General features: G+C 69.4%; 14 protein-coding genes. 7 read left to right on the top strand and 7 right to left on the bottom strand.

Annotated features, from left to right (window positions below):
• The first annotated feature begins 148 nt into the window (after positions 1–148).
• Entirely contained in the window at positions 149–577 is a 429-nt protein-coding gene (locus AWC08_RS05380) for an HIT family protein (protein WP_065133055.1), read from the top strand.
• 149 nt (positions 578–726) lie between these two features.
• The gene (locus tag AWC08_RS05375) at positions 727–4,680 is read left to right on the top strand and encodes a diguanylate cyclase domain-containing protein (protein ID WP_069434758.1); all 3,954 of its coding nucleotides are present in this window, start codon (positions 727–729) and stop codon (positions 4,678–4,680) included.
• Positions 4,681–4,688: 8 nt separating this feature from the next.
• Here AWC08_RS05375 and AWC08_RS05370 read toward each other — a convergent pair whose 3' ends face one another.
• The 3 genes from AWC08_RS05370 to AWC08_RS05360 all read right to left on the bottom strand — a co-directional run bounded on the left by AWC08_RS05370 (position 4,689) and on the right by AWC08_RS05360 (position 7,739).
• Positions 4,689–5,720, bottom strand: a complete 1,032-nt coding sequence (locus AWC08_RS05370) for an LLM class flavin-dependent oxidoreductase (RefSeq protein WP_069434757.1) — start codon at positions 5,718–5,720, stop codon at positions 4,689–4,691.
• A 76-nt stretch (positions 5,721–5,796) separates the two neighbouring features.
• On the bottom strand, positions 5,797–6,918 hold the full coding sequence (locus AWC08_RS05365) for an FAD-binding protein (protein ID WP_085087494.1): 1,122 nt from the start codon (positions 6,916–6,918) through the stop codon (positions 5,797–5,799).
• On the bottom strand, positions 6,918–7,739 hold the full coding sequence (locus tag AWC08_RS05360) for a uracil-DNA glycosylase (RefSeq protein WP_069434752.1): 822 nt from the start codon (positions 7,737–7,739) through the stop codon (positions 6,918–6,920). Before AWC08_RS05360 ends, AWC08_RS05365 begins: the two co-directional genes overlap by 1 nt.
• 59 nt (positions 7,740–7,798) lie before the next feature.
• Here AWC08_RS05360 and tap point away from each other — a divergent pair, with 59 nt between their 5' ends.
• The 5 genes from tap (at position 7,799) to AWC08_RS05335 (ending at position 13,862) form a co-directional block, all read left to right on the top strand.
• Positions 7,799–9,031 (top strand): multidrug efflux MFS transporter Tap, encoded by a 1,233-nt coding sequence (gene tap / locus AWC08_RS05355; RefSeq protein ID WP_069434753.1) that lies wholly within the window; start codon positions 7,799–7,801, stop codon positions 9,029–9,031.
• 246 nt (positions 9,032–9,277) lie between these two features.
• Complete coding sequence (locus AWC08_RS05350; protein ID WP_276077514.1) at positions 9,278–10,597, top strand: FAD-binding oxidoreductase; 1,320 nt, start codon at positions 9,278–9,280, stop codon at positions 10,595–10,597.
• A gap of 116 nt (positions 10,598–10,713) precedes the next feature.
• The gene (locus AWC08_RS05345) at positions 10,714–11,955 is read left to right on the top strand and encodes a cytochrome P450 (protein WP_167544936.1); all 1,242 of its coding nucleotides are present in this window, start codon (positions 10,714–10,716) and stop codon (positions 11,953–11,955) included.
• On the top strand, positions 11,955–12,542 hold the full coding sequence (locus AWC08_RS05340) for a TetR/AcrR family transcriptional regulator (RefSeq protein WP_065136333.1): 588 nt from the start codon (positions 11,955–11,957) through the stop codon (positions 12,540–12,542). Before AWC08_RS05345 ends, AWC08_RS05340 begins: the two co-directional genes overlap by 1 nt.
• A 363-nt stretch (positions 12,543–12,905) precedes the next feature.
• Positions 12,906–13,862, top strand: coding sequence for a sulfotransferase domain-containing protein (locus tag AWC08_RS05335; RefSeq protein WP_083271313.1), 957 nt, complete (start codon positions 12,906–12,908; stop codon positions 13,860–13,862).
• Here AWC08_RS05335 and AWC08_RS05330 read toward each other — a convergent pair.
• The 4 genes from AWC08_RS05330 to AWC08_RS38950 form a co-directional block, all read right to left on the bottom strand.
• A complete protein-coding gene (locus tag AWC08_RS05330) occupies positions 13,824–15,884 on the bottom strand; it encodes an MDR family MFS transporter (protein WP_069434756.1) in 2,061 nt (686 codons plus the stop codon). The genes AWC08_RS05335 and AWC08_RS05330 overlap by 39 nt on opposite strands.
• A gap of 91 nt (positions 15,885–15,975) precedes the next feature.
• Positions 15,976–18,261, bottom strand: a complete 2,286-nt coding sequence (locus AWC08_RS05325) for an arylsulfatase (RefSeq protein WP_065136330.1) — start codon at positions 18,259–18,261, stop codon at positions 15,976–15,978.
• 80 nt (positions 18,262–18,341) lie between these two features.
• The gene (locus AWC08_RS05320) at positions 18,342–19,052 is read right to left on the bottom strand and encodes a siderophore-interacting protein (protein WP_065136329.1); all 711 of its coding nucleotides are present in this window, start codon (positions 19,050–19,052) and stop codon (positions 18,342–18,344) included.
• Positions 19,053–19,210: 158 nt separating this feature from the next.
• Positions 19,211–24,457, bottom strand: a complete 5,247-nt coding sequence (locus AWC08_RS38950; protein ID WP_473234610.1) for a hypothetical protein — start codon at positions 24,455–24,457, stop codon at positions 19,211–19,213.
• Position 24,458: the final 1 nt, after the last annotated feature.

Here is a 24,458-nt window from a genome sequence, read left to right as displayed (position 1 = left end):
CGCCGGCGGATGCGGGTAACCACTTGGCATTGCAACTCCTAAGATCCATGTTGTTGCAATGACCGTATGAATTTGCCCGGCCAGATTTCGCCGAGGTTGCACGTTCGGCGATACCGGCGCTGCACCGGGCGCCCAGTACCGTGGCGGTATGTCCTGCGTATTCTGCGCGATCGCAGCCGGCGAAGCCCCGGCCATCCGGATTCACGAAGACGACAGCTACCTGGCGATCCTTGACATCCGACCCTTCACCCGCGGCCACACCCTGGTGATTCCCAAGAACCACACCGTCGACCTCGACGACACCCCGCCCGAGACGCTGGCCGGAATGATCGCCCTCGGCCAGCGCATCGCCCAGGCGGCCAAGGCGACCGAGCTGGCCGACGCGACCAACATCGGCATCAACGACGGCCGCGCCGCCTTCCAGACCGTTTTCCACATTCACCTGCACGTGCTGCCGCGCCGCAACGGCGACAAACTGTCGGTGGCCAAGGGCATGCTGGTGCGCCGGGATCCCGACCGCGAGGGCACCGCCCGGATCCTGCGCGACGCGCTGGCGCGCACCGACACAAGTAGTTAGCGGCCATCCCGCCGTGGGACCCGCGCCAGTAGTGCGGCCGGACCGCGAGCAGCGGTTTATTCTGTGGTGGCGTGCGGTGGAGCTCCTAGGTCCTTCGCCTGCGGAGAATGCATGTGCGAGCGGGAGCCCGAATGAAGCGCTGGACGGGGATGCGGTGCCCGTTCACTGGACTGACTCTGGGAGTCACCTCTGGCGTTGCCGGCGGCTACAGCCTGGCCGCCGCGCTCGTCATCGCCTCGTCGGTCTGGGGTTGGCAGGGCCCCTACGCCACCCGTCCGGCCGTGCAGGTCGTGACCGTGCTCTGTCTGTCGTTCGCCGCCGCATGCGCCTGGCGGGCGGCGCGGCACTCGGTCGGACGCCGGCGTTACGGCTGGGCGGCACTGGTGGTCGCACTGGCGGGCTGGGCCGTGGGCGAGGTCATCTGGTCGGTGTACGACGTGCGTCCCGAGTTCGAACACGCCAGTCATCCGGCCGCCGCGGAGATCGTGCTGCTGCTCTATCCGCTCGGCGCCTTCTCAGCGATGGTGTTGCTGTCCAATCCGCCCGGCGGTCACAACCTCTGGCGGCTGGTGCTGGACGGCGTCATCGTGTCCATGTCGCTGTGGGTGGCCTCCTGGGTGTTCGTTCTCGACAAGCTCCTGAAGACCGATAGCAGCTCCCGGCTCGTGACGGTGGCGCATGTCACCTCGGACGTCGTGCTCATGACGACCGCGATTCTGCTGTTGTCGAGAAATCGTCCCGGTAGGCGGCGCAGCGTCAACCTGTTCGCCAGTGGTGTCGCAACGATCATGCTCGCCGACATGCTGGTCCTGTTCCAGACCGGGATCGGCAGCTATCACACCGGTGACCTGGTCGATGTGACCCGGGTGGCCGGGTTGGGCCTGATGGCGCTGGCGGGTCTGGTCAGCGTCCAGGAACCGGCCGTAGTGAACATCAGTCCGGAAATCACTTCCCGGACCCGGCTGTGGCTGCCGTACCTGCCGTTGTTGCTGGCCGCCGCCGTCGGGTTGGGGCATGCGGTGCGCCTCATGCGGCACGGGCCGTTGGTGGTGGGATTGGGCATTCTGGTAGCCGCTGTGCTGGCGCGGCAGTTCGTGGTGCTGGTCGAAAACCAGGGCCTGCTGACCGAAGTGGCCGAAGAGGCCTTTCGGGACAGCCTCACCGGCCTAGCCAATCGAGCCAATTTCCTGCACAAGCTGGAGCAGGCCGTCGCCCGGCGCAGCGCGGACAGCGCACCGATCGCCGTCATGTGTCTGGATTTGGACAACTTCAAGTCGGTCAACGACGCGCTCGGCCATCCGGCCGGCGACGAACTTCTGGTCCGGGTCGCCGGCCGGCTGACCACCACCCTGGGCGACCAGGGCACCGTCGCGCGGCTCGGCGGCGACGAATTCGCGGTACTCATCGAAGGGCCGGTTGAGGAATCGCACGCGGCGGCCCAGCGCGTTCTCGAATCGTTCAACGCCGCAATCGTTGTCGACGGTGTTCCGTTGGCAGTGCGGCCGAGCATCGGCTTCACGGTGGCCGCCGCGGAGTCCAATCACACCGTCGACGAACTGTTGCGCCATTCCGATCTCGCCATGTACGCGGCCAAACGCGAAGGCGGGCAATGCATTCGAAGCTTCGTGCCGGATCTGCCGTTGCCTTACGCGCTGCCCGATCTCAACGACGAGTCGATGTTGGCCCTGCAAAGCAGTTTCCACGGCGGCCGTCTTTACCGGGGCGCCACCAACGCTAACGCCTCGGTTCTGGCACGTGCGATCAAACCGCTTGCCGCCGCGGCTAAATCACCGGCGGACGAACTGCACGACGTACCGCACAGCGTCCGATGGCCCCCACTGGCCGTCCGGATCAGCTTGGGCGCGTTGGCGATCGGCGTCCTCGTCTTCGCCTCGACGTGCCTGCCCGACCCGCATGCGGACCATACACCGTTTTTCGCCAACGTCTTCTACCCGATACTGAACTTCACTGCCGCCGCGCTGATCGCCTATCGCGCCTACCGGGTGAAGGCTGACCGGGTGGCGTGGGTCCTGATCGCGACCGGCACAGCGGTGTCGGCACTGGGTGATGTCATCTACGCCAAGTGGGTCCCCGACGGTCAGTCGCCGTCGATCGCCGATCCGGCCTACCTCACGTTCTATCCGTTCATCTACGTCGGCCTGCTGCTGCTGATGCGGGCCCGCCTCAAGCGGGTGCCTCTGCCGGTCCGGCTGGACTGCGTGGTGTGCGGGCTGGTGATGGCCTCGGTGGCCGCCGCCCTGACCGCCGGGCCCATCCACGCCGCCGCGCTGAAGGCACCGGCCACCGTGCTGGTGGGCCTGATTTATCCGTGGCTCGATCTGGTGCTGCTGGCGCTGGCTGCCGGGATGCTGCCGATCCTGGGCTGGCGCCACGAATTCCGTTGGGGCCTAATGGTTATCGGGTTCGTCCTGTTCGCCGCAGCCGACACCGCCTACCTGTTCGAGACGTCGGCCGGGTCATACCGGGTGGGCACCATGCTCGACGCGTTCTGGCCCACGTCATATCTCCTGATCGCGGTCGCCAGTTGGACGGCGTGGTCGTCGACACCGCCGTTGCCCAGACGCTCGCTGGGGTCCTACGCCGCTCCGGTCGCCTGCACCATCGTCGCACTGGCCGTCACCGCCATGACCAACGAGTCGCGGGCCGCGACGGTGCTGGCCGCGCTAAGCCTGATCGCCGTCGCGGCGCGATTCTCGGTGACCTTCCGGGAGGTGAGCATCATCGCCGAGGACCACAAGCTGGCCATGACCGATCAACTGACCAGCCTGCCCAACCGACGGTCCCTGGCGACGACGCTGACCGCCGCACCCCTGGCCCCGGCTCTGGGCCCGGCGTTGAGCACCAGGGGGCCGGCTCGGCGAGCGCTGCTGCTGCTGCAACTGCACGAATTCGACGAGATCGCCGACACGGTCGGCCACCGCTTCGGCGACGACCTGCTGTGCCAGATCGCCAATCGCCTGAACCAGAACGTGCGCCGCGAGGACATGCTCGCCCGCGCGGGCGACGACGAGTTCGCGATCCTGCTCGCCGAGGGCGCCGACCTGATCGCCGCGCGCGCGCAGGCCGGCCGGCTGCTGGAAGCGTTGCACGAACCGTTCACGCTGGATCCGATGACCGTCCAGGTCGATGCCCGCGTCGCCATCGCGCTGTTCCCCGACCACTGCGACCATCCCCAGGAACTGCTTAACCGCGCCGAAATGGCGCTTCCGCACGCCGAATCCGCAAAAGGCAAGATCGCGGTGTATGACGCCGCATACGAGTTGTACCGCGACAACGACCCCAACCTCGTCGAGGAGCTACGCGCGGCGCTGGCCGACGGCAGCGAACAACTGACGTGCCACTACCAGCCCAAGATCAATGCGATCGACGGCAGCGTCCACAGTGTGGAGGCGCTGTTGCGCTGGCACCATCCCCAGCGCGGGCTGCTGCTGCCGGAGGAGTTCCTACCGGCCGCCGAACGTGCCGGGCTGATGCGTAAGGTGGCCAACCGCACCGTCAACCTGGCCCTGGAACAGGCCCGGAGTTGGCGCGAGCAAGGCGCGGCGCTGACCGTGGCGGTCAACCTGTCCACCACGAACCTGTTGGACCTCGACCTCGTCGGCACCATCGAGCACGTGCTCAAGACCTACGACCTGCCCGCTGACGAACTCATCATCGAGATCACCGAAAGCACGCTCGTCGACTCGGCACGATCCCGCAGCACCGTCGCCGCGCTGCAGCGATTGGGTGTGCGAATCTCGTTGGATGACTACGGAACTGGATGGTCGTCGCTGGCCCGCCTGCAGGATGTGTCGGTCGACGAGCTGAAACTCGACCGGGTGTTCGTGGCACGCCTTGCCCAGGACCCGCGCTCGGTGGCGATCGTGCGCTCCACGGTGGCGCTGGCTGAGAGTCTGGGCGCGGACCTGGTCGCCGAGGGCGTCGAAGACGAGGCGACACTGCGCGCGCTGCGGCAATATGGATGCACCATCACCCAGGGGTTTGTGCACAGTCCGCCGATGCCCGCCGGGGACCTGCTGCAGTGGATCGCCGGCCATGCGCCGGCGCCCAGCAGGCCGGAAGAGGCCGGCGTCACCGACTAGGTGGCCGCCTAGTAAAGCTCTTTGGCCAGCAGTTCCAGCGTGGCCACCCGCGCCGGCGCGGTCCTGGGATCGGTGCCGCGACGAGCCGACGCCACCGGGTGCACCATCACCTCGTCGACATCGAAGCGGTCGGCCAGCGCCCGCACCTGATCGGCGGCCTCGGCGGGTGCGCCGACGACGGCCCGCGCCAACCCGCTGTCCACGATGTGCTGTTGCTGCGGGGTGAGCTTCTCCTGGTGCGCCTCTTCGACGAGATGGACCGGCCCCAACGGTTGCCCGGTGCGCAGCCGCGCCATCATCTGCAAGTTGGGCAACATCAATTCCCTTGCCTCGTCCGCCGTTTCGGCCACCGACGCATTCACGGTCAGGAAGGTGACCGGCTTGGGCGTGAGATCGCTGGGCCGGAAATGGGTGCGGTAATACTGCAACGCCTCCTCGGTCCCCTGACCGGAGAAGTGGTGGGCGAAGACGTACGGCAGCCCCTTGGCGGCGGCCAGGCGCGCAGAGTACATCGACGAGCCCAGTAGCCACAGTCGTGGTTCGCTGGTGGCCGCCGGGGTGGCCTTGAGCCGGTAGTCCCCCGAGCGCAGTGGCACCCGTACGCCGCGTGCACTCATCAGCGCGACCACGTCGTCGAGGTACTCGGGGAAGTTCTCGATGTCGCGGTCGTCGCGGCCCCCGCGCAGCGCATAGGAGGTGACCGGATCCGAGCCGGGGGCGCGGCCGATGCCGAGGTCGATGCGGCCCGGCGCGGCGGCCTCGAGGAGGGCGAACTGCTCGGCCACGGTTAGCGGCGCGTGATTGGGCAGCATCACCCCGCCCGAGCCGAGACGCAGCTGATGGGTCTGCGCGGCGAGATAGGCGATCAGGACGGGCGGGCTGGTGGCGCCCACCGAGGGCATGTTGTGGTGCTCGGCCACCCAGTAGCGCGTAAAGCCCAGCCGGTCGGCGGTCTGCGCCAGCGAAACCGTGGCCGCAAGCGCGTCGCTGGTGGACTGGTCGCTGCGCACCGGGACCAGATCAAGGACGGAAAGACGCACAGTGGGCACAACGCGCCCGGGTGGGGAGATGTTCCCCCGGTCAGTAGTTCATCGCGGTCTAGTAGTTCATCGCGGTCTAGTAGTTCATCAAGGTGAACGAGTTCACGATGAGGTCGAACTGTTCCTGGGAGATCGGCGCGCCGCCGGGAATGCTGTCGCTGGCCAGGAATTGGGTGCGCTGCGTGTAGGCGTGAAAGCGCTTGAAGTAGTTGGCGAATCCGAGCCCGTGATCGGTGCGGGCCAGTTTGAGTTCGCCGGCCAGGACGGTCGCACCCAGCAACGCCAGGCTGGTGCCCTGACCCGAGAGCGGCGAGGCGCAGTAGGCGGCGTCACCGACCAACGCAACCCGGCCAATTGACCAGTGGTCCATCACAATCTGCGACATCTCGTCGAAATAGAAATCCGGCGCCGCACGCATGAGTTTGAGCAACTGCGGGCGGACCCACCCGTCGTCGGCCATCCGGCGCTCCAGTTCGGCGAACTGAGCTTCGGTGTCGCGGTAGTCGATTCGCAGTTCGGGGTCCATGAAACCCAGCATCGCCCGCGCCTCGGAGTTGCGGCGCGCGCTGTAGACCCCCGCCATGCTGGCGTCACCGTAGTGCCACTTCTGCCAGTAGTCCAGGTCCAGGAAATTGGGCACGGTGAAGATCGCGGCAAATGTGCCGAGCCGCTTGATGAATCGGTCTTCTGGCCCGAAAACCAGCCGGCGCACGTTGGAGTGCAGACCGTCGGCGCCGATCACCAGGTCGAAGCTGCGCGGCTCGGCCGTTTCGAAAGTGACGTTGACGGCGGGACCGAGGTTCTCCAGGGTGGCGATGCTGTCGTCGAACAGGAACTCGGTCTTCAATTTCGTTTCGTCGTAGAGCAATCCGACCAGATCGTCACGCAGCAGCTCGATGTCCGGATTATCGATCGGGCCGCCCGTCGGCGTCGATTCGGTGTCATCGGACAGCACATTGCCGTCCCGGTCCACCACCGAGGATCCCCGGATGTTGGTCTTGCAGTCCTGCGCGGCGGCGCGCAGCCCCATCCGGTCCAGCACCTCGAGCGCCGGACCGCGCACGTCGATCGCCTGTCCCCCCGGGCGCAGCCCGGGATAACGCTCCACCACGGTCACCGCATAGCCGTTGCGCTGCAGCCAGTAGGCGGCGGTGAGCCCCGCCACACTGGCACCGGACACCAGAACCGATTCGACCATTACTTGATTCCTGCCAGCTTCTTCGCGTCCCTGAAAACCTCATCGAGCATTGCCGGAGTCAACCTACCCGTGAACATGTTCTGCTGGCTCGGGTGGTAGCAGCCCAGCAACCGCACCCCCGAGGGCAGCTCGGCGACGACGCCGTGCCCGAACTTCGGCTTGCCGGTCCCGCCGGTGAGGCGCAACGCGATCTGCCAGGCGAACCCGCCGAGCGCCACCACCACCCGGACATGCGGGGCGACCAACCGCCACTCGGCGTCCAGCCAGGGCGCACAAGTGTCCCGTTCCGCCGGCGTCGGGGCATTGGCCGGCGGCGCGCAGCGGACCGGCGCTGCAATGCGAATATCTCTAGTGCACAACCCGTCCGCGGCATCGACGCTGGTGGGTTGATTCACCAGTCCGGCCCGGTGCAGGGCCGCGTAGAGCTGGTCGCCGGACCGGTCGCCGGTGAACATCCGGCCGGTCCGGTTGGCGCCGTGCGCGGCGGGAGCCAGCCCCACGATCAGCAGCCGCGGCCGCTCCGACCCCCACCCCGGTACCGGACGTCCCCAGTACGGCTGGTCCGCGAAGGCACGTCGTTTGACCAGCGCGACGTCCTCGCGCCAGGTGACCAGCCGGGGGCAGGCCCGGCACACGCTGATCGCTGCGTCGAGTTCGGCGATCGATGTGGCTGCGTAGGCCAGCGCCGCGACGTTGGCGGCATCGGTGGCTACCGGGGTGCGCGACGTCGCCGGGTCACCCGGCCAGCCGGAGCCGGGCGGCACGGGCGACGGGTAACTCCGCCCGGTATTGGGATGCATGAGCACACGACCATCCTGCACGCCGGAAAAATCAGTGGTCTGTGCTACCGCTCGGGCGCTAGATTCAGCCGCGATATCCCATGAACGAAAAAAGCCGCGGCCCGGCATTCCTGCTTCTGTTCGCCACCTTGATGGCGTGTGCGGGAGACGGCATCTCGATAGTGGCGTTCCCGTGGCTGGTGCTGCAGCGGCAGGGCAGCGCGGGTCAGGCGTCGATCGTGGCCGGCGCGACCACGCTGCCGCTGCTGTTCTCCACACTGCTGGCAGGCACCGCGGTCGATTACTTCGGTCGTCGGCGGGTATCGATGGTGGCCGACGCGCTGTCAGGAGCCGCCGTCGCGGCGGTTCCGGTGATCGCCTGGGCGTACGGCACGGAGGCGGTCAACGTCGCGGTGTTGGCGGCGCTGGGCGCGTGTGCGGCCGCGTTCGACCCGGCCGGAATCACCGCCCGCCAGTCGATGCTGCCGGAGGCCGCCGTTCAGGCCGGCTGGTCGCTGGACCGGGTGAACAGTGTGTACGAGGCGATTCTCAACCTGGCCTTCATGGTCGGACCGGGTATCGGCGGCCTGATGATCGCCACCGTCGGTGGCGTCAACACGATGTGGATCACCGCGGGGGCATTCGCGTTGTCCATCGTCGCGATCGCCCTGCTGCGGCTGGATGGCGCCGGGCGGCCGGTGCACGCCTCTCGCCCTGCCGGACTGTGGTCGGGGATCTCGGAGGGAATGCGTTTCGTGTGGAGCCTGCGGGTGCTGCGCACGCTGGCGTTGATCGACCTCACGGTCACGGCGCTGTACCTGCCGATGGAAAGCGTGCTGTTCCCCAAGTACTTCAGCGACCGCCACGAACCGGGCCAGCTCGGCTCGGTGCTGATGGCGCTGTCGCTGGGTGGTCTGGTCGGCGCGCTCGGGTATGCGGGGCTGGTGAAGCGGGTGTCGCGCCGCACCATCATGCTGACCGCGGTGCTCACCCTCGGTGTGGCCGCCGCGTTGATCGCGCTGCTGCCACCGCTCGCGGTGATCTTGGCGCTGGTCGGGCTGGTGGGTCTGGTCTACGGACCGATCCAGCCCATCTACGCCTACCTGATCCAGACGCGCGCGCCGGCACATCTGCGAGGACGGGCGGTCGGCGTGATGACGTCGCTGGCCTACGCGGCCGGTCCGCTGGGGCTGCTGCTGGCCGGTCCGCTGACCGATGCCGCCGGGTTGCAGATCGCGTTCCTCGCGCTGGCGTTGCCCATCCTGGTCACCGGGCTCTTCTGCATCCGGCTGCCGTCGTTGCGGGAGCTGGACCGGGTGCCTACGTCCGTCTGAGTCCCGGAGGATCCGGCTCATCTGCTGCGCGAATTCGTCGGGGGCAAGCATGCCTCGGTGCCGAGGGCCGCGAGGGGAACCTGGCTGCGATTTCCAGACGCGAATTTCGCGGTGAGGTTCCCCTCGTGGTCTTTGAGTGTCGCTCAAGCCCATCGGCTGCCGCGCTCAGCACGATTACGCGGCCGTAGGATCGATCCGGTGAGTACCGGTTTGCTGGAGGCGCTGATCGCCGAACTGCCCGAGGGAATGGTGGTCACCGATCCCGCGGTCACCGAGGGCTACCGGCAGGACCGGGCGCTGGACCCGTCGGCGGGCAAGCCGATGGCCGTGGTCCGGCCGCGGCGCACCGAAGAGGTGCAGACCGTGCTGCGCTGGGCGGCCGCGCACAAGGTCCCCGTGGTGACCCGCGGGGCTGGCAGCGGCCTGTCGGGCGGAGCGACGGCGGTGGACAACGGCATCGTGCTGTCCACGGAGAAGATGCGCGAGATCACCATCGACCCGGTGACCCGCACCGCGGTGTGCCAGCCGGGGCTGTTCAACGCCGAGGTGAAGAAGGCGGCGGCCTCGTACGGGTTGTGGTACCCGCCGGATCCGTCGTCGTACGAGATCTGCAGCATCGGCGGCAACATCGCCACCAACGCCGGTGGATTGTGCTGCGTCAAGTACGGCGTCACGACCGACTACGTGCTGGGCATGCAGGTGGTGCTGGCCGACGGCACAGCCGTCCGGCTCGGCGGTCCCCGGCTGAAAGACGTTGCGGGACTTTCGCTCACGAAGCTGTTCGTGGGCAGTGAAGGAACGCTGGGCATCGTCACGGAGGTGACGCTGCGACTGCTGCCCGCACAGAACGCGTCGAGCATCGTGGTGGCCAGCTTCGCCTCGGTCGAGTCGGCCGTGGAGGCGGTGCTGGGGGTCAGCGCGCGGCTTCGCCCGTCGATGCTCGAGTTCATGGACCAGGTGGCCATCAACGCCGTCGAGGACACGTTGCGGATGGACCTGGACCGGTCGGCGGCGGCGATGCTGGTGGCCGGGTCGGACGAACGCGGTCGGGCCGGCACCGAGGACGCCGAGGTGATGGCGGCGGTGTTCGCCCAACATGGTGCGACGGAAGTGTTTTCGACCGACGATCCGGACGAGGGCGAGGCGTTCGTCGCCGCCCGCCGGTTCTGCATCCCGGCGGTGGAGGCCAAGGGGTCGCTGTTGCTCGAAGACGTCGGGGTGCCATTGCCCGCACTGGGCGCGCTCGTCACGGGTATCGCGCGGATCGCCGACGAGCGGGACCTGATGATCTCGGTGATCGCCCATGCCGGTGACGGCAACACCCATCCGCTGTTGGTGTTCGACCCAGCCGATGCGGCGATGGCCGAGCGCGCGCAAGTGGCCTACGGCGAGATCATGGATCTGGCGGTCCGCCTTGGCGGGACCATCACCGGTGAACACGGTGTAGGCCGGCTGAAGCGGCCGTGGCTCGCCGACTACCTGGGACCCGACGTCATGGACCTGAACCGGCGGATCAAACAGGCCCTGGACCCCGACGGCATCCTCAACCCGGGGTCGGGCATCTAGGGTCCCCGGTCTCGTCGGGCCGGGTGGGAATCCTGCGACGCATTCGCCGCGTGTCGCGTCGTGCAATTCACACTCAAGCGTTGACAGGGGTGAGCGGTGTGTCGTACGAATAAGACATGACAGCGGTTATGTCTCACGACGCCCCGGCGACGTTCGTGCTCGCCACCGCCGAGAGCTGGCGGGACCCCTGGCCGATGTACCGGGCACTGCGCGACCGCGACCCGGTGCATCACGTCGTGCCGGCCGGGCATCCCGACCACGACTACTACGTGCTGTCGCGGCACGCCGACGTATGGGCGGCCGCCCGTGACCACGAGACGTTCTCCTCGGCTCAGGGCCTGACCGTCAATTACGGGGACCTGGACATGATCGGCCTGCGCGACAACCCGCCGATGGTGATGCAGGACCCGCCAGTGCACACCCAGTTCCGCAAGCTGGTGTCCCGCGGGTTCACTCCGCGCCAGGTCGAGGCCGTCGAACCCAAGGTCCGCGAATTCGTCGTCGAGCGCATCGAGATGATCCGCGCGCGCGGCGAGGGTGACATCGTCGCCGAGCTGTTCAAGCCGCTGCCGTCCATGGTCGTCGCGCACTATCTCGGTGTGCCGGAACAGGATTGGGCGCAGTTCGACGGCTGGACGCAGGCCATCGTCGCGGCCAACACCGCAGAGGGCGGGATCGTCGGCGCGCTGGAAACCGTCGGCGACGCGGTGGGGACGATGATGGCCTACTTCACCGCGCTGATCGAGCGGCGCCGCACCGAACCGGAGGATGACACGATCTCGCATCTGGTGGCGGCGGGGCTGGGCGCCGACGGCGACATCTCCGGCATCCTGTCGATCCTCGGTTTCACCTTCACGATGGTCACCGGCGGCAACGACACCGTCACCGGAATGCTGGGCGGCTCAATGCCGTTGCTGCAGGAACGGCCGGACCAGCGTCAGCTGCTGATCGACGACCCGGACCTGATCCCCGATGCCGTCGAAGAACTGCTGCGGCTCACCTCGCCGGTGCAGGGCCTGGCCCGGACCGTCACCCGCGACGTCACGATCGAGAACACCACCATCCCGGCGGGTCGCCGCGTGCTGCTGCTGTACGGATCGGCCAATCGCGACGAACGCCAATACGGCGACCACGCAGGCGAACTCGACGTCACCCGCCGGCCGCGCAACATCCTGACCTTCAGCCACGGCGCGCACCACTGCCTGGGATCGGCGGCGGCGCGCATGCAATCGCGGGTCGCGCTGGGCGAATTACTGAGCCGTTGCCCGCGGTTCGAGGTCGATGCGGAGGGCATCGTGTGGTCCGGCGGCCACTACGTCCGTCGTCCGCTGTCGGTGCCGATACGGGTCCGCACCTGATGGCGGGTGACTGGCTGGGCGAACGACGCACCGAAGTCGCCGCGGACCGGATCCTGGACGCCGCCGAGCGGCTGTTCACCGACCAAGACCCGGCCTCGGTCGGAATGAACGAAATCGCCAGGGCCGCAGGGTGTTCTCGCGCGACGCTGTACCGGTATTTCGACAGCCGCGAATCGCTGCGAACCGCGTATGTCCACCGCGAGACGCATCGACTGGGACGCGAGATCCTCGCGTTGATCGAGCGCATCGAGGACCCCAGGGAGAGGCTGGTCGCCAGTATCACGGCCACTTTGCGAATGGTGCGCGAAAACCCGGCGCTGGCAGCATGGTTCGGGTCCACCCGATTGCCGATCGGTGGCGAGATGGCCGGGCAGTCGCAGGTGATCACCGCCCTGGCCTCAGGATTCCTCGCATCATTGGGGCCCGATGACCCCTCGGCCACCGAACGCCGCGCGCGGTGGGCGGTGCGGGTGATCATCTCGATGCTGATGTTCCCCGGCCGCGACGAGGATGACGAGCGAGCCATGATCGAGGAGTTCCTGGTCCCGGTGGTGGCGCCTGCCGCAACTGCCCGGTGCGAACCCTGACCGAATCCGCCGGGTCTGCACGCAGGTCAGCGATGGTGGCTCCGGTGGTGACGGCGGCAGCGGCGGGGCCGCCGGCACCGGCTCCACCGCGAACGGCAAAGCCGGTGCCGTAGGCAACGACGGCACCACAGGTGCTACCGGCTCCCCAGGCGATGCGGGTCAACCGGGCTGAGCCCGCCGATGCGGTCATGCCGGCACGGTGTCGTGGCGAATCACGACCGCCTTCAGAAGTCGCGACCGGCGGCTCCCCGGTTTTCGGCCTTTGCAGATTAGCGAACCTGCAGCAGTATGAAGCTGGTTTGTAGGCTTTCGCAGCAACGGCGTACGTGTTTCGGGCGGGTACGACAGAGAGCAGGGTTTGCGATGACGAAACCGTTGATCGCTCCGACCAGGGTGTTCCGGGACTACTTGTGTAATTCGTTGGTGTGGAACGATTTCCTGACTCAGGGCGGCTTTGCCGGCGGTGACATCCTGATCGTTACCCCGGTCAAGTCCGGGACGACGTGGACGCAGCGGATTGTCCAGCAGATTCTGCGCAACGGGGCCGAGAACGACGGCAGCCTCTCGGACACCTCGCCGTGGCTGGATTCCAGCTGGGGTGATCACGCTGACATGCTCGACGTGCTCGGGCGGCAGCGCGCCGCCGGAAGCAGGCGGGTCATCAAGTCGCATCTACCCGCGGACGCGCTGCCGATCGCCGCGGAGGCCCGGTATGTGTTCGTCGGCAGGAACGGCAAGGACTCCGGCATCAGCTTCCACAACATGCTCTCCAACTATTCCGAATCGACGCTGGCGCAGATCAATCAGACGTACGCGCGGTGGTCGGGCGACTCGACACCGTTGACGGTTCCCGAGGATATGCGGGCCTTCTTCGATCTGTGGCTCGACACCGGTGGCAACGGCTGCGGTGACCTGTTCGACCTGGTGAGGTCGTGGTGGGAGCTACGCGACGAGCCGAATGTGCTACTGCTGCACTATCGCGAGCTCACCGATGACCTACCGGGCCAGATCGCCCGGATCGCGGAATTCATCGGCATCGACCCCGCGTCGCTGCACATCGACGACATCGTCGAGCATTGTGCGTTCGACTACATGCGCGGCCGCGCCGACCAGCTGGCTCCGTTCAACGGAGCGCACATGTCCAGTGCCGCAGCCTTTTTCCACAAAGGACCCAACCGCGATTACCGCAGCGAGCTCACCGCGGAGCAGGTTGCGCGCTTCGACCGAGTCGCCCTGGACAAACTGGGCGCGCAATGCGCGCGCTGGCTGGAAACGGGCAAGCTATCGCGCGGCGGCGAGGCTGCTACCGGGCTCGGGTAGTTCGTCGAGCTCCCGATACCAGTCCCGTTGAATCAGAACGCTATCGGAGATTCGCCGCAGCGCCGCATCGAATTCTTCGCCGGTCCGTTCGGCGAAATCGGGCGGCAGGGTCAGATTGTCGACGACCCAGTGCCGGATGACGGCGGACGCACAGTCGACCTGCCGCAGCCCGTCGGCGGTGAGCGAAAGCTGGTCGCCGTCGCGCACCACGTAATCCAGCGCGACCAGCCGGTCGAAGAGGGGTTCGAAGACCTGGTGCGGGAGGTGGAAATGTCGGGCCATGCCGGTGAGCCGTGCGGTCCCGGATGATCGCTCATGCTGGAAGATCTGCAGCACACCCCACAATCCGGCGACGTCGAGTTCACACTCGGGCCGCTGCGCAATGTCCTCAAGGTGCACATTCGGCGCCTCGGACAGCAGGTTCCCGACGGCGATTTCCAGAACGTCCTCCGGTGATTTGACTCTGGGCACGGCGAACCCGTCGCCCAGGCAGGTGGGGCTGTCGTGTATTCCGGTCAGGGGGGCCTCATGGAGAAACAGCGCGAAAACGAATCCCGCCAATGCGACGAAAGCCGCACAGAGAAATACCTGCGCCAGCGACCCGGCATACGCCCGCACCATCAGTGCCGCTAGGTGCTCCGGGAGCTGACGCAGCGCCGCCGGCGAATGCACGGCACCCGGCGATACACCGTTGGACGTCAACGCCGAACCCACTCGCCGGCTCAGGAAGTTCGCGAACAGCGCGCCGAATATGGCGGCGCCGAAGGCGCCGCCGACCAAACGGAAGAACGTCACACCTGAGGTGGCGACGCCCAAGTCCTGGAAACAGGAGGTGTTCTGCACGATGAGAATGAGCACCTGCATGGCAAACCCGATCCCCGCACCGAGAATGACGAGATAGAAGGACTGCACCAGCCACGGTGTCGCCTCGTCCATCCGCGCCAGCAGCAGGAAGCCAACCGCCATCAGGGCCGTCCCGGCCAGCGGAAAGATCTTGTACCGGCCGGTGCGCCCGACCAGGATCCCGGCCGCCAACGACGTGGTCAGCAACCCGACCACCATGGGCAGCGTGCGCAGGCCGGAGGTGGTCGCCGAGACGCCGTTGACGTAGCGCAGATACATGGGCACGAAGGTCAGGGCGCCCAGCATCGCGAATCCCACCAGCAACGACAGCACAGCGCACACCGAGAAGACCGGGCTGCGAAAAAGTCGGGGCGGCAAAATGCCAGCGGCCGCACGACTTTCCACCCGGACGAAGACCACCAGCGCGACCGCGGCGGCGGTAAACAACGCGACGATGGGCGGCGAGCTCCAGGCGTAGGTGGTGCCACCCCAACTCGTGGCCATGATCAGGGCGGTGGCGGCGCAGCCGACCACCAGGATTCCGATGTAGTCGATGGCCGGTCTGGGCCGTCGGGGCAGCGCGGGGATGGCCGCGGCGGCCACCGCGAGAACCGTCAGAGACGTGGGTACGTTGACCCAGAACCCCCAGCGCCAGTGTAGGTAGTCGGTGCACAAACCACCGAGGAAGGGCCCGGCGACCGTGCCGACCCCGAATATGGCCCCGAGGGCGCCCTGATAGCTGCCGCGGCTGCGCAGCGGAAATACCTCACCGACCAGTGCGGCGGCCGTGACCGCGATGGCGCCCGCGCCGACGCCCTGCACCATGCGCGAGCCCGCCAGCATGGCCATCGTTTGGGAGGACGCGCACAGCACCGACCCGATGAGAAATATCAGGGCGGCACTTGCCAGAACTCGTTTGCGGCCCAACAGGTCGCCGAGCTTGCCGGCTGCCGGGACGACGACGATGCCGCCGAGCAGATACGCGGTGACCGCCCACGACTGCCCTCCGGCGCTGCCCAGATCTGCCGCGATCGTCGGTAACGCGGGCACTACCATCGCCTGGTCCATCGCCGCGACCACGACGCCGAGTGCAAGTGCGGCGAAAATGACCCGGCTCCGGACGGAACTGATTGTGTCGCAGGGAGATCGATCCCCGATGGCAGCGGTCGGGTTCGTCATGTTTCAGTTCCCGTCGATATTTGGACCCAGCAGGCAAAGCTCCGGATTACGTCGAGTCTGTCCGCAAAGTTCCGCTGCGTCTAGCGGGAAATCATCGCAGCCGGATCGTCACCTCATGAATGGTGGCGTTGAACGCAAACGTGTTGTCATAGGTATCGGCTGCCGGGGTTCCGCCGTCCATTCCGACGTCGATTCCCTCGTCGGCGCTGAATCCGAATGGCACGGTGCGCTCGATGCGTGCCGCACCGACTTGGCGTCCGTCGAGCAGTAACCGCGCCAGGCCGCCTTTGCCCAGACCGCCTCCGTCATAGTCGAATTCGATGGCGACCGTCGCCGCGCCGGCGGGCACGGGCTCCGCCGCGGTGATCGTGGTGTATTCGGAGCCGAAATAGTTGTAGGTGAAAGCCGGAAGGCCGTTGCGCACGTACAGCGACAATCCGGCGAAGTAGCCGCCGGCTGCCAGCAGGACACCTGATACGCCGGCGCCGCCGGGAGTGTCGATCGTCGCGGTGATCGAATAGGACCGGTTGAAGGCGCTGCGAATGATGTCCTCGGGCATCCGGATCGCGCCCTGCCCGAAGGAAATCGACGACCGCTCACCCAGAATTGTGGGCCGGGCGCCCATCGCGCGGATCGGTCCGCGGTCGTCGAGCGGGAAGACGTTGTGCGCGGCGGCTTCGGTGTCGAACAAGGCCTTCAGTTCGGCGAGCTTGTCTGGCCGCTCGGCAGCGAGGTCGGTGGCCTGACTGTAGTCGCTGCGCAGGTCGTACAGCTCCCAGCGGTCATCGGTGAACTCCGGCAGCGCGGCCTTGCGCCACTGGATCTTGGCGTGATAGGTGCACGCGATCCAGTCCTCGTGGTAGATGCCGCGGGTCCCCTGGATCTCGAAATACTGAGTGCGACGACGATCCTGGGCCGCGGCATTGTCGAAGGTGTACGCGAGACTGATTCCGTCGTAAAGCTTTTGGGCCACACCGTGGACAACCGTTGGTTGCGGGATGCCCGCCGCTTCCAGGACGGTCGGGGCGATGTCGATGACGTGGTGAAACTGGCAGCGCAATCCGCCTTGGTCGGTGATCCGCTTCGGCCAGGTCACGACCATAGGGTTGCGGGTGCCCCCGAAGTGGCTAGCGAACTGTTTGGTGAATTGGAACGGGGTGCACATCGACCAGGCGAATCCGACCGGGTACTCGTTGCTGGCCTTCGGGCCGCCGAATTCGTCCATCTTCGAAAGCACCACCGAGACATCCTCTTGCAGTCCGTTCAGTGCCACCATTTCGTTGAAGACACCGTCGATTCCGCCGGCCGGCGCCGCCCCGTTGTCGCCGATGATGTAGACGAACAGGGTGTTGTCCCACTCCGACATGTCCTTGAGAGCCTGGACCATCCTTCCGATTTCGTAGTCGGTGTGCGCCAGGAATCCCGCGTAGACCTCCATCAGCCTGGCGGCGATGCGCCGCCGCTCCGGCGAGACGGAGTCCCACGCGGGAATGGAGTCGTGGCGCGGCGTCAACTCGGCCTCGGCGGGGATCACGCCCAGCTGTTTCTGGCGAGCGAAGATCTCCTCCCTCAGGGTGTCCCAACCCGCGTCGAAGTCTCCCCGAAACGGCTCGCTCCACTCGGGTGCGACCTGGTGCGGGGCGTGGGTCGCCCCGGGAGCCCAGTAGACGAAGAAGGGCCGATCCGGCGCGATGGCCCGCTGTCGCCGAACCCATTCGATCATCCGATCGGCGAGATCTGTTGTCAGGTGATAATTCTCGACACCCTCGGGACGTTCGATGGGTGTGGTGCCGTGATACAGACCCGGATTGTATTGGTGCGCTTCCCCACCCATGAACCCGTAGAACTCTTCGAAGCCCATGCCGGTGGGCCACCGGTCGAACGGGCCGGCCGGGCTGACCTCCCACACCGGGGTGTTGTGCCACTTGCCGAAGGCCGCGGTGCTGTAGCCGTTGAGCCTCAGCGTCTCGGCGATGGTGGCGGCCGATCGGGGAATGATGCTGTTGTAGCCGTCGTAGCCGGTGGCCCACTCGGTGATGTTGCCGGTGTTGACCGCGTGGTGGTTGCGGCCGGTGAGCAGTGCCGCGCGGGTCGGCGAACACAGCGCGGTGGTATGAAAGCGGTTGTAGCGCAGCCCTTCTCGTCCCAGCAGATCGCCGGTGGGGGACGGAACCGGACCGCCGAAGGTCGCGGTGGCCCCGAACCCGACGTCGTCGAGCAGTACGATCACCACGTTCGGAGCGCCCTGGGGTGGCCGGACGGGAGCGATGGTCGGCATCACCGACTCGCTGATCGTCGGACCTGCCGTCCCACCGCCGGGAGTGTCGGGAAGTGGCAGCCTGGTGCGATCGAAGCCGGGCGCGTCGGGCTTTGTCATGTGCACGCCTTTTCAGGTAGCCGAATCGGATGTGTTTCGAATACCACACCGATGCCGCGCAGCAGGACACAGCGCGCCGGTCAGACCGCCCAATAGGCCTGCGATTTAATCGATTTGCGCGGAATGCCGAAGTCTTCCCGCAATACCTTGACCACCGAGCGGGTGGTGCGGCTGTCGCAGGCCACCCAGCCGAATTGGCAACCGCCGTCACACGCCGCCGCCCGCACCGCCTCCAGCAGCGCCCCATCCTTGCGGTCCACCCAGGTGACGTCGGTGTCGCGCGCTACCGGAAGATACTTGTCGTCGTCGCAGCCGGCTTCCAGGAAGACCTGTGCGGGAGCGTCGCCGATGGCCGTCAACAGCGAGTTGATCGCGGGCAACGAGGCGCAGTCGCCGACGATGACATATCCGGTGGGGCGCGGTTCGGGGATTGCGAACTTACTGCCCATCACGGTCGCCTCGATGGTGTCGCCCGGCTGCGCGGCACGCGCCCAGTTCGAGGCGATTCCGTCGTGCAGGGCGAACTCGATGTCGAACGTGTCGCGGGCGGGGTCGGGGTCGACCAGCGTGTAACCGCGCTGATGCGACTTGTCGCCGTCGGCGAACCACAACCGTATCCACATCGTCGGGTGCACCTCGTGCGCTGCGAGCAGCCCGCCCGCATCGAAGCTCAAGCGGTGATAGTGCTCGCTGATCTCGCGCCGACCGGTCACCGTGAGCTGGTAGTCCCCCGCCCCAAGCAGCTTGAGCACGGCCCCGGCAAAACCTCGAGACGTCTTGTGTTCGCGCAACTGTCCTGAACCCTTCGTCGCGTATCTGACCAACTTAGGTTAGGGTAACCATTCTGGTGGATCGAACCCCGGGTGAGCCGGCGGTCACCACACGGTGGTGAGGAACGGGTGTCGGGGCCGCCAAAGGCTCGCAGACCGGCGACAGTGCGGCGACAGACCTACGAAGATCCGGCACCGCCGGCACCGCCGGTACCGCCGGATCCCCCTACACCTCCGGTAGAGCTGCTGCCCCCGGTGGGGGCCGCGCCGGTATTACCAGCACCGCCGTCATTGCCAGCGGTGCCGGGGTTACCGCTGGAACCGGTTCCGCCGATACCGCCGTTACCGCCGGAGCCCCCATTGCCGCCGAATCCGCCTAGGTTGCCGCCGGTGCCGTTGCCGCCAATTCCACCCGTCCCACCGTTGCCGCCTTTGCCGCCGGTACCACCGCCACCTGCCGCGTTCGCTCCTCCGGCGCCGCCGGCCCCGCCTTTACCGCCCTGACCCGCGTTGGCGGCCGCTCCGCCGCTGACGGCGCCGTCGGCCCCGCCACCGCCGGTGCCACCCTGGCCGCCGTTACCGCCGACGCCGGCGGAGTGGCCCTTGCTTGTCGTGGCCCCGCCCACGCCGCCGCCACCACCTTGGCCGCCGGCGCCACCGACGCCCGCAGTGCCTCCGGAACCGCCGGTGCCCACCGCGCCACCGGCACCACCGGTACCGCCGCCCCCGCCGGTTCCGCCGGCGCCCGCATTGTTGCCGCCGTTATCGGCGAACCCGGCGCCGCCGGTACCGCCCTGGCCTCCGACGCCCCCGCTGCCGCCCTTGCCGTTGGTGGCACCAACCACGGCGGCACCGCCGGCACCACCGGCGCCACCCTGCCCACCGGCACCGCCGGCAGACCCGACGCCACTGGCGGCTCCGACGACACCCACGCCGCCGGTCCCGCCCGCTCCACCGGCACCGCCGGCACCGGCGGTGTTGCCGGCCTTCGCGGTAGCCCCGCCTGCGCCGCCTACGCCGCCCTTACCACCGGCCCCGGCCGCTCCCGCACTGCCTCCGGACCCGCCGGTACCAACCGCACCGCCCGCGCCGCCGGTACCACCGGTACCGCCGATGCCGCCGGCACCCGCGTTGTTGCTGCCGCTGTCGGCGAACCCGGCGCCGCCGGCACCGCCCTGACCACCGACACCACCGATTCCGCCCTTGCCGTTGGTGGCAGTGGGCGCCGCGGAGCCGCCGGCACCGCCGACACCACCTTGCCCACCGGCGCCGCCGGCAGAACCGGAGCCAGTGGCTGTGCCCGCCGCTCCGGTAGCGCCCTGACCGCCGGCACCGCCGGTGCCACCGACACCAGCGGTGTGGCCCGCCGTGCCCGTCGCTCCACCAGCGCCACCGGCGCCGCCCTTACCGCCTGTTCCCGCTGCCCCCGCGTTACCGCCGGAACCGCCGCTACCCACCGCACCGCCGGCACCACCGGCGCCGCCGGTGCCGCCGGTGCCGCCATCGGTGGCCAGGTTCACGCTGTCGTCGTCGAATCCGGCACCGCCGGCACCGCCCTGGCCGCCGGACCCGCCCGCTCCGCCGGCACCGTTCGTGGCACCGGCCACCGCATTACCACCGGCACCACCGGTGCCGCCCTGCCCACCGACACCACCGGCAGATCCGACAACGGCGGGCGCACCCCCGGCTCCGGCGGCACCGGCACCGCCCTGGCCGCCCGCACCGCCGGCGCCGGCGGTGTTACCGGCCTTGGTGGTGGACCCACCCACGCCGCCGGATCCGCCCTTGCCGCCGGTTCCCGCTGCTCCCGCAAGGGCGGCCGACCCGGGGCCCTCCGCGCCCCCGGCGCCCCCGGCGCCTCCGGCGCCCCCGGCGCCACCCGTACCGCCGGCACCGGCGTTGTTGCTGCCGTCGTCAGCAAACCCGGCTCCGCCGACGCCACCCTGACCGCCGGTACCGCCGCTGCCGCCGTCGCCATTGACGCCACCCCCCGGCGCGCCTCCACCGACACCACCGGCGCCACCTTGCCCGCCGACACCACCGGCGTAGCCCGTCGTGCTGGCCGTGCCCATGGCACCGACGCCGCCGGCACCGCCCTGACCCCCAGCACCGCCCGCACCAGCGGTGCCGGTGTTCGTGGCACCACCGGCACCACCAACGCCGCCGGCGCCGCCGGCCCCCGCCGCCCCGGCCTTGCCTCCCGAGCCACCACTGCCCACCGCACCGCCGACACCACCGACACCGCCGGCACCGCCGGTGCCGCCGTCGCCCGCATTGTCGTTGGCATCAGCTAACCCGGCCCCACCGGTGCCGCCGTGCCCACCGGTACCCCCGGCGCCGCCAGTGCCATTGGTCGCGCCGGCGACCGCACTACCACCGGCACCACCGGTGCCACCCTGGCCCCCGACGCCACCGGCAGATCCCGTGCCGACTTGCGCACTCACGGCCCCGGTGCCCCCCTGGCCACCGGCGCCACCAGCGCCGCCAGCACCGGCGGTATTGCCGGCGGTGGTGGTGGCTCCGCCCACGCCACCGGCACCACCGGTGCCGCCGGCCCGCGCGTTGTTGGTGCCGGAGTCGGCAAACCCGGCGCCACCGGCACCACCCTGACCGCCGATGCCGCCCGCACCGCCATCACCGTTCGTGGCGGAGGGCGCCGCGGTACCACCGGCGCCACCGGCGCCGCCTTCACCGCCGACGCCGCCGGCGGCCGCCGCCGCGTCAGCCGCACCCGCGGCCCCCAAGCCACCTGCGCCCCCCGTGCCGCCGCTACCGCCGGCACCAGCAGTGTCGCCGCTGTTCGTCGTAGCACCCCCGATGCCGCCACTGCCCCCGCGGCCGCCAGTTCCGCCGACACCCGCTGCTCCCTCGGCACCGCCACTGCCGGCCGCACCGCCCACGCCGCCCACGCCCCCGGCGCCACCATCACCGCCAGCGGTCGCCTCCTCCGTCGGACTTGCAGCAAACCCAGCGCCCCCTTGGCCGCCGGCACCACCAGTACCGCCCACGCCGCCGGCACCCGCAGTGCCGCCGGCACCGGAGGCCCCACCGGCGCCACCCTTGCCGCCACCGCCACCAACGCCACCGTCACCGCCGGGCTCGGTCGGCCCGCCACTCGCCGACCCCTGCACACCGGCACCGCCGGTACCACCAGCACCGCCCTTGCCACCGGTGCCGTAACCGCCCGCGACACCCGCCGCACCGCCGCTGCCCGCGGCACCACCGGCACCGGCCGCGCCGCCGGCGCCACCATCACCACCGGCCGTCGCGGCGTTCACTCCGTCGCCGGCAACCCCGGTACCACCCTGGCCACCGGCCCCACCGTTACCGCCCACACCGCCGGCGCCGGCGGTGCCACCCGCACCCGAGTTGCCGCCCAGCCCGCCCTTACCGCCGGCGGCACCAGCACCGCCGGCTTTTCCTTCCATCCCCGGCGTCGCGCTCGCCTGGACACCCGCGCCACCGGTACCGCCGGCACCACCCTTGCCGCCGGTTCCGTAGCCGCCGGCAACGCCCACGGCACCACCAGTGCCGGCGGCACCGCCGGCACCCGCGGCACCACCAGTGCCGCCATCACCGCCGGCCGTCGCGCCGAACATGCTGTCACCGGCAAACCCGGTTCCGCCTTGGCCGCCGGCGCCGCCGGTACCGCCCACCCCGCCGGCACCGGCCGTGCCACCGGCACCCGAGTTGCCACCCGCACCGCCCTTACCACCGGCGCCACCGGCACCCCCGGCACCACCCTCCAGTAAGGGTGTCGTGCTCGTCTGCCCCTGCACCCCAGCGCCGCCGGTTCCACCGGCACCACCCTCCCCGCCGGTGCCGAAGGCGGCGGCCGCACCGCCGTTCCCGGCCGCGCCGCCCGCACCTGCCGCGCCACCGGCGCCTCCGTCGCCACCAGCGGTCGCCGCTTCGGTCGCCGTGCCAGCAAACCCAGTACCGCCCTGGCCGCCGGCCCCACCGGTACCACCCACACCGCCGGCACCGGCCGTGCCACCGGCACCCGAGCCGCCGCCGGCCCCGCCTTTACCACCTGCGCCGCCGTCACCACCGGCTCCGCCGGCCTGTCCGGCCGTCGTGCTCGTCTGCCCCTGCACCCCGGCGCCACCGGTGCCGCCGGCACCGCCTTGGCCGCCGGTGCCGAAGCCGCCGGCGACACCGGCAGCACCCCCGGTACCCGCGGCGCCGCCGGCGCCGGCCGCACCACCAGCACCACCATCACCACCGGCCGTGGCGGGGTCAACGCCGTCCCCGGCGAACCCGGTACCGCCGTGGCCGCCGGCACCGCCGGTACCACCCACTCCGCCGGCCCCGGCCGTGCCACCGGTAGCCGAATTGCCACCCACCCCGCCCTGACCACCAGCGCCCCCGCTGGTACCCGTTCCGCCGTCGACACCAGCCGTAGTACTCGTCAGTCCGTCCAGCCCCGCACCCCCGGTGCCGCCCTGCCCACCTTGACCACCCCTGCCATACCCGGCAGCGGCGCCGCCATCACCGGCCGCGCCCCCCGCACCGGCGGCACCACCAGTGCCGCCGGTACCACCTGCTGTCGCACCATTGATCCCGTCGTCGGCGAAACCGGTGCCACCCTGACCGCCGGCACCGCCGGTACCGCCCACACCACCGGCACCCGCGGGGCCGCCCGCAACCGAGGCGCCGCCCACGCCACCCTGGCCGCCCACACCGCCGGTGCCACCAAGTGCGCCATCCACCCCCGCAGTGGTGCTCGTCGCTCCCTGCGCGCCGGTGCCACCCGTGCCGCCCTGGCCGCCGGCACCACTCGCGCCACTCGCGCCCGCGCCGCCGAAGAGGCCACCGCCGCCCCCGGCACCCGCGAGTCCCCCGGTGCCGCCAGTGCCGCCCGTGCCACCGACGCCCAGTCCGACGCCGACTCCGCCGGTCCCGCCCTGGCCACCCTGGCCACCGCCGCCCCCGGCACCGCCAAAGCCACCGAACAGCGATCGAACCTCGCCGCCTGCGCCGCCGGTGCCGCCGACGCCGCCTTGGCCTCCGATGGCGCCATCGGCACCCGTGGCCCCGACTCCGCCGGCGCCGCCGGCGCCGCCGTTGCCCGCAGAGCCGCCGACCAGCGCGGAAACCGTCCCACCGGCGCCGCCGGCCCCGCCCGCGAAGCCACCGGCCGCCCCGGCACCACCGGCGCCTCCGGCTCCGCCGTTGCCGAACAGCACCCCGCTGTTGCCCCCGGCACCGCCGGAGCCACCGACGCCCGTCAGGCCGGCCCCGCCGGCACCACCGGCACCGCCGTTGCCGAAGAAGCCTGCCGTCCCGCCTACCCCCCCCGCCGCGCCGGCACCGCCCGCGCCACCTGTGCCACCGTTGCCGAAAAAGAAGGCGCCGGCCCCGCCCCGGCCTCCGGCCGCCCCGGCACCACCGGCGCCTCCGGCTCCGCCGTTGCCGAACAGCACC

Origin of the sequence: Mycobacterium gordonae (assembly GCF_002101675.1) — a bacterium.
Taxonomy (GTDB): domain Bacteria; phylum Actinomycetota; class Actinomycetes; order Mycobacteriales; family Mycobacteriaceae; genus Mycobacterium; species Mycobacterium gordonae.
Note: the sequence above shows the minus strand (reverse complement) of the source record. Positions and strands in the feature narration are given on the sequence as shown.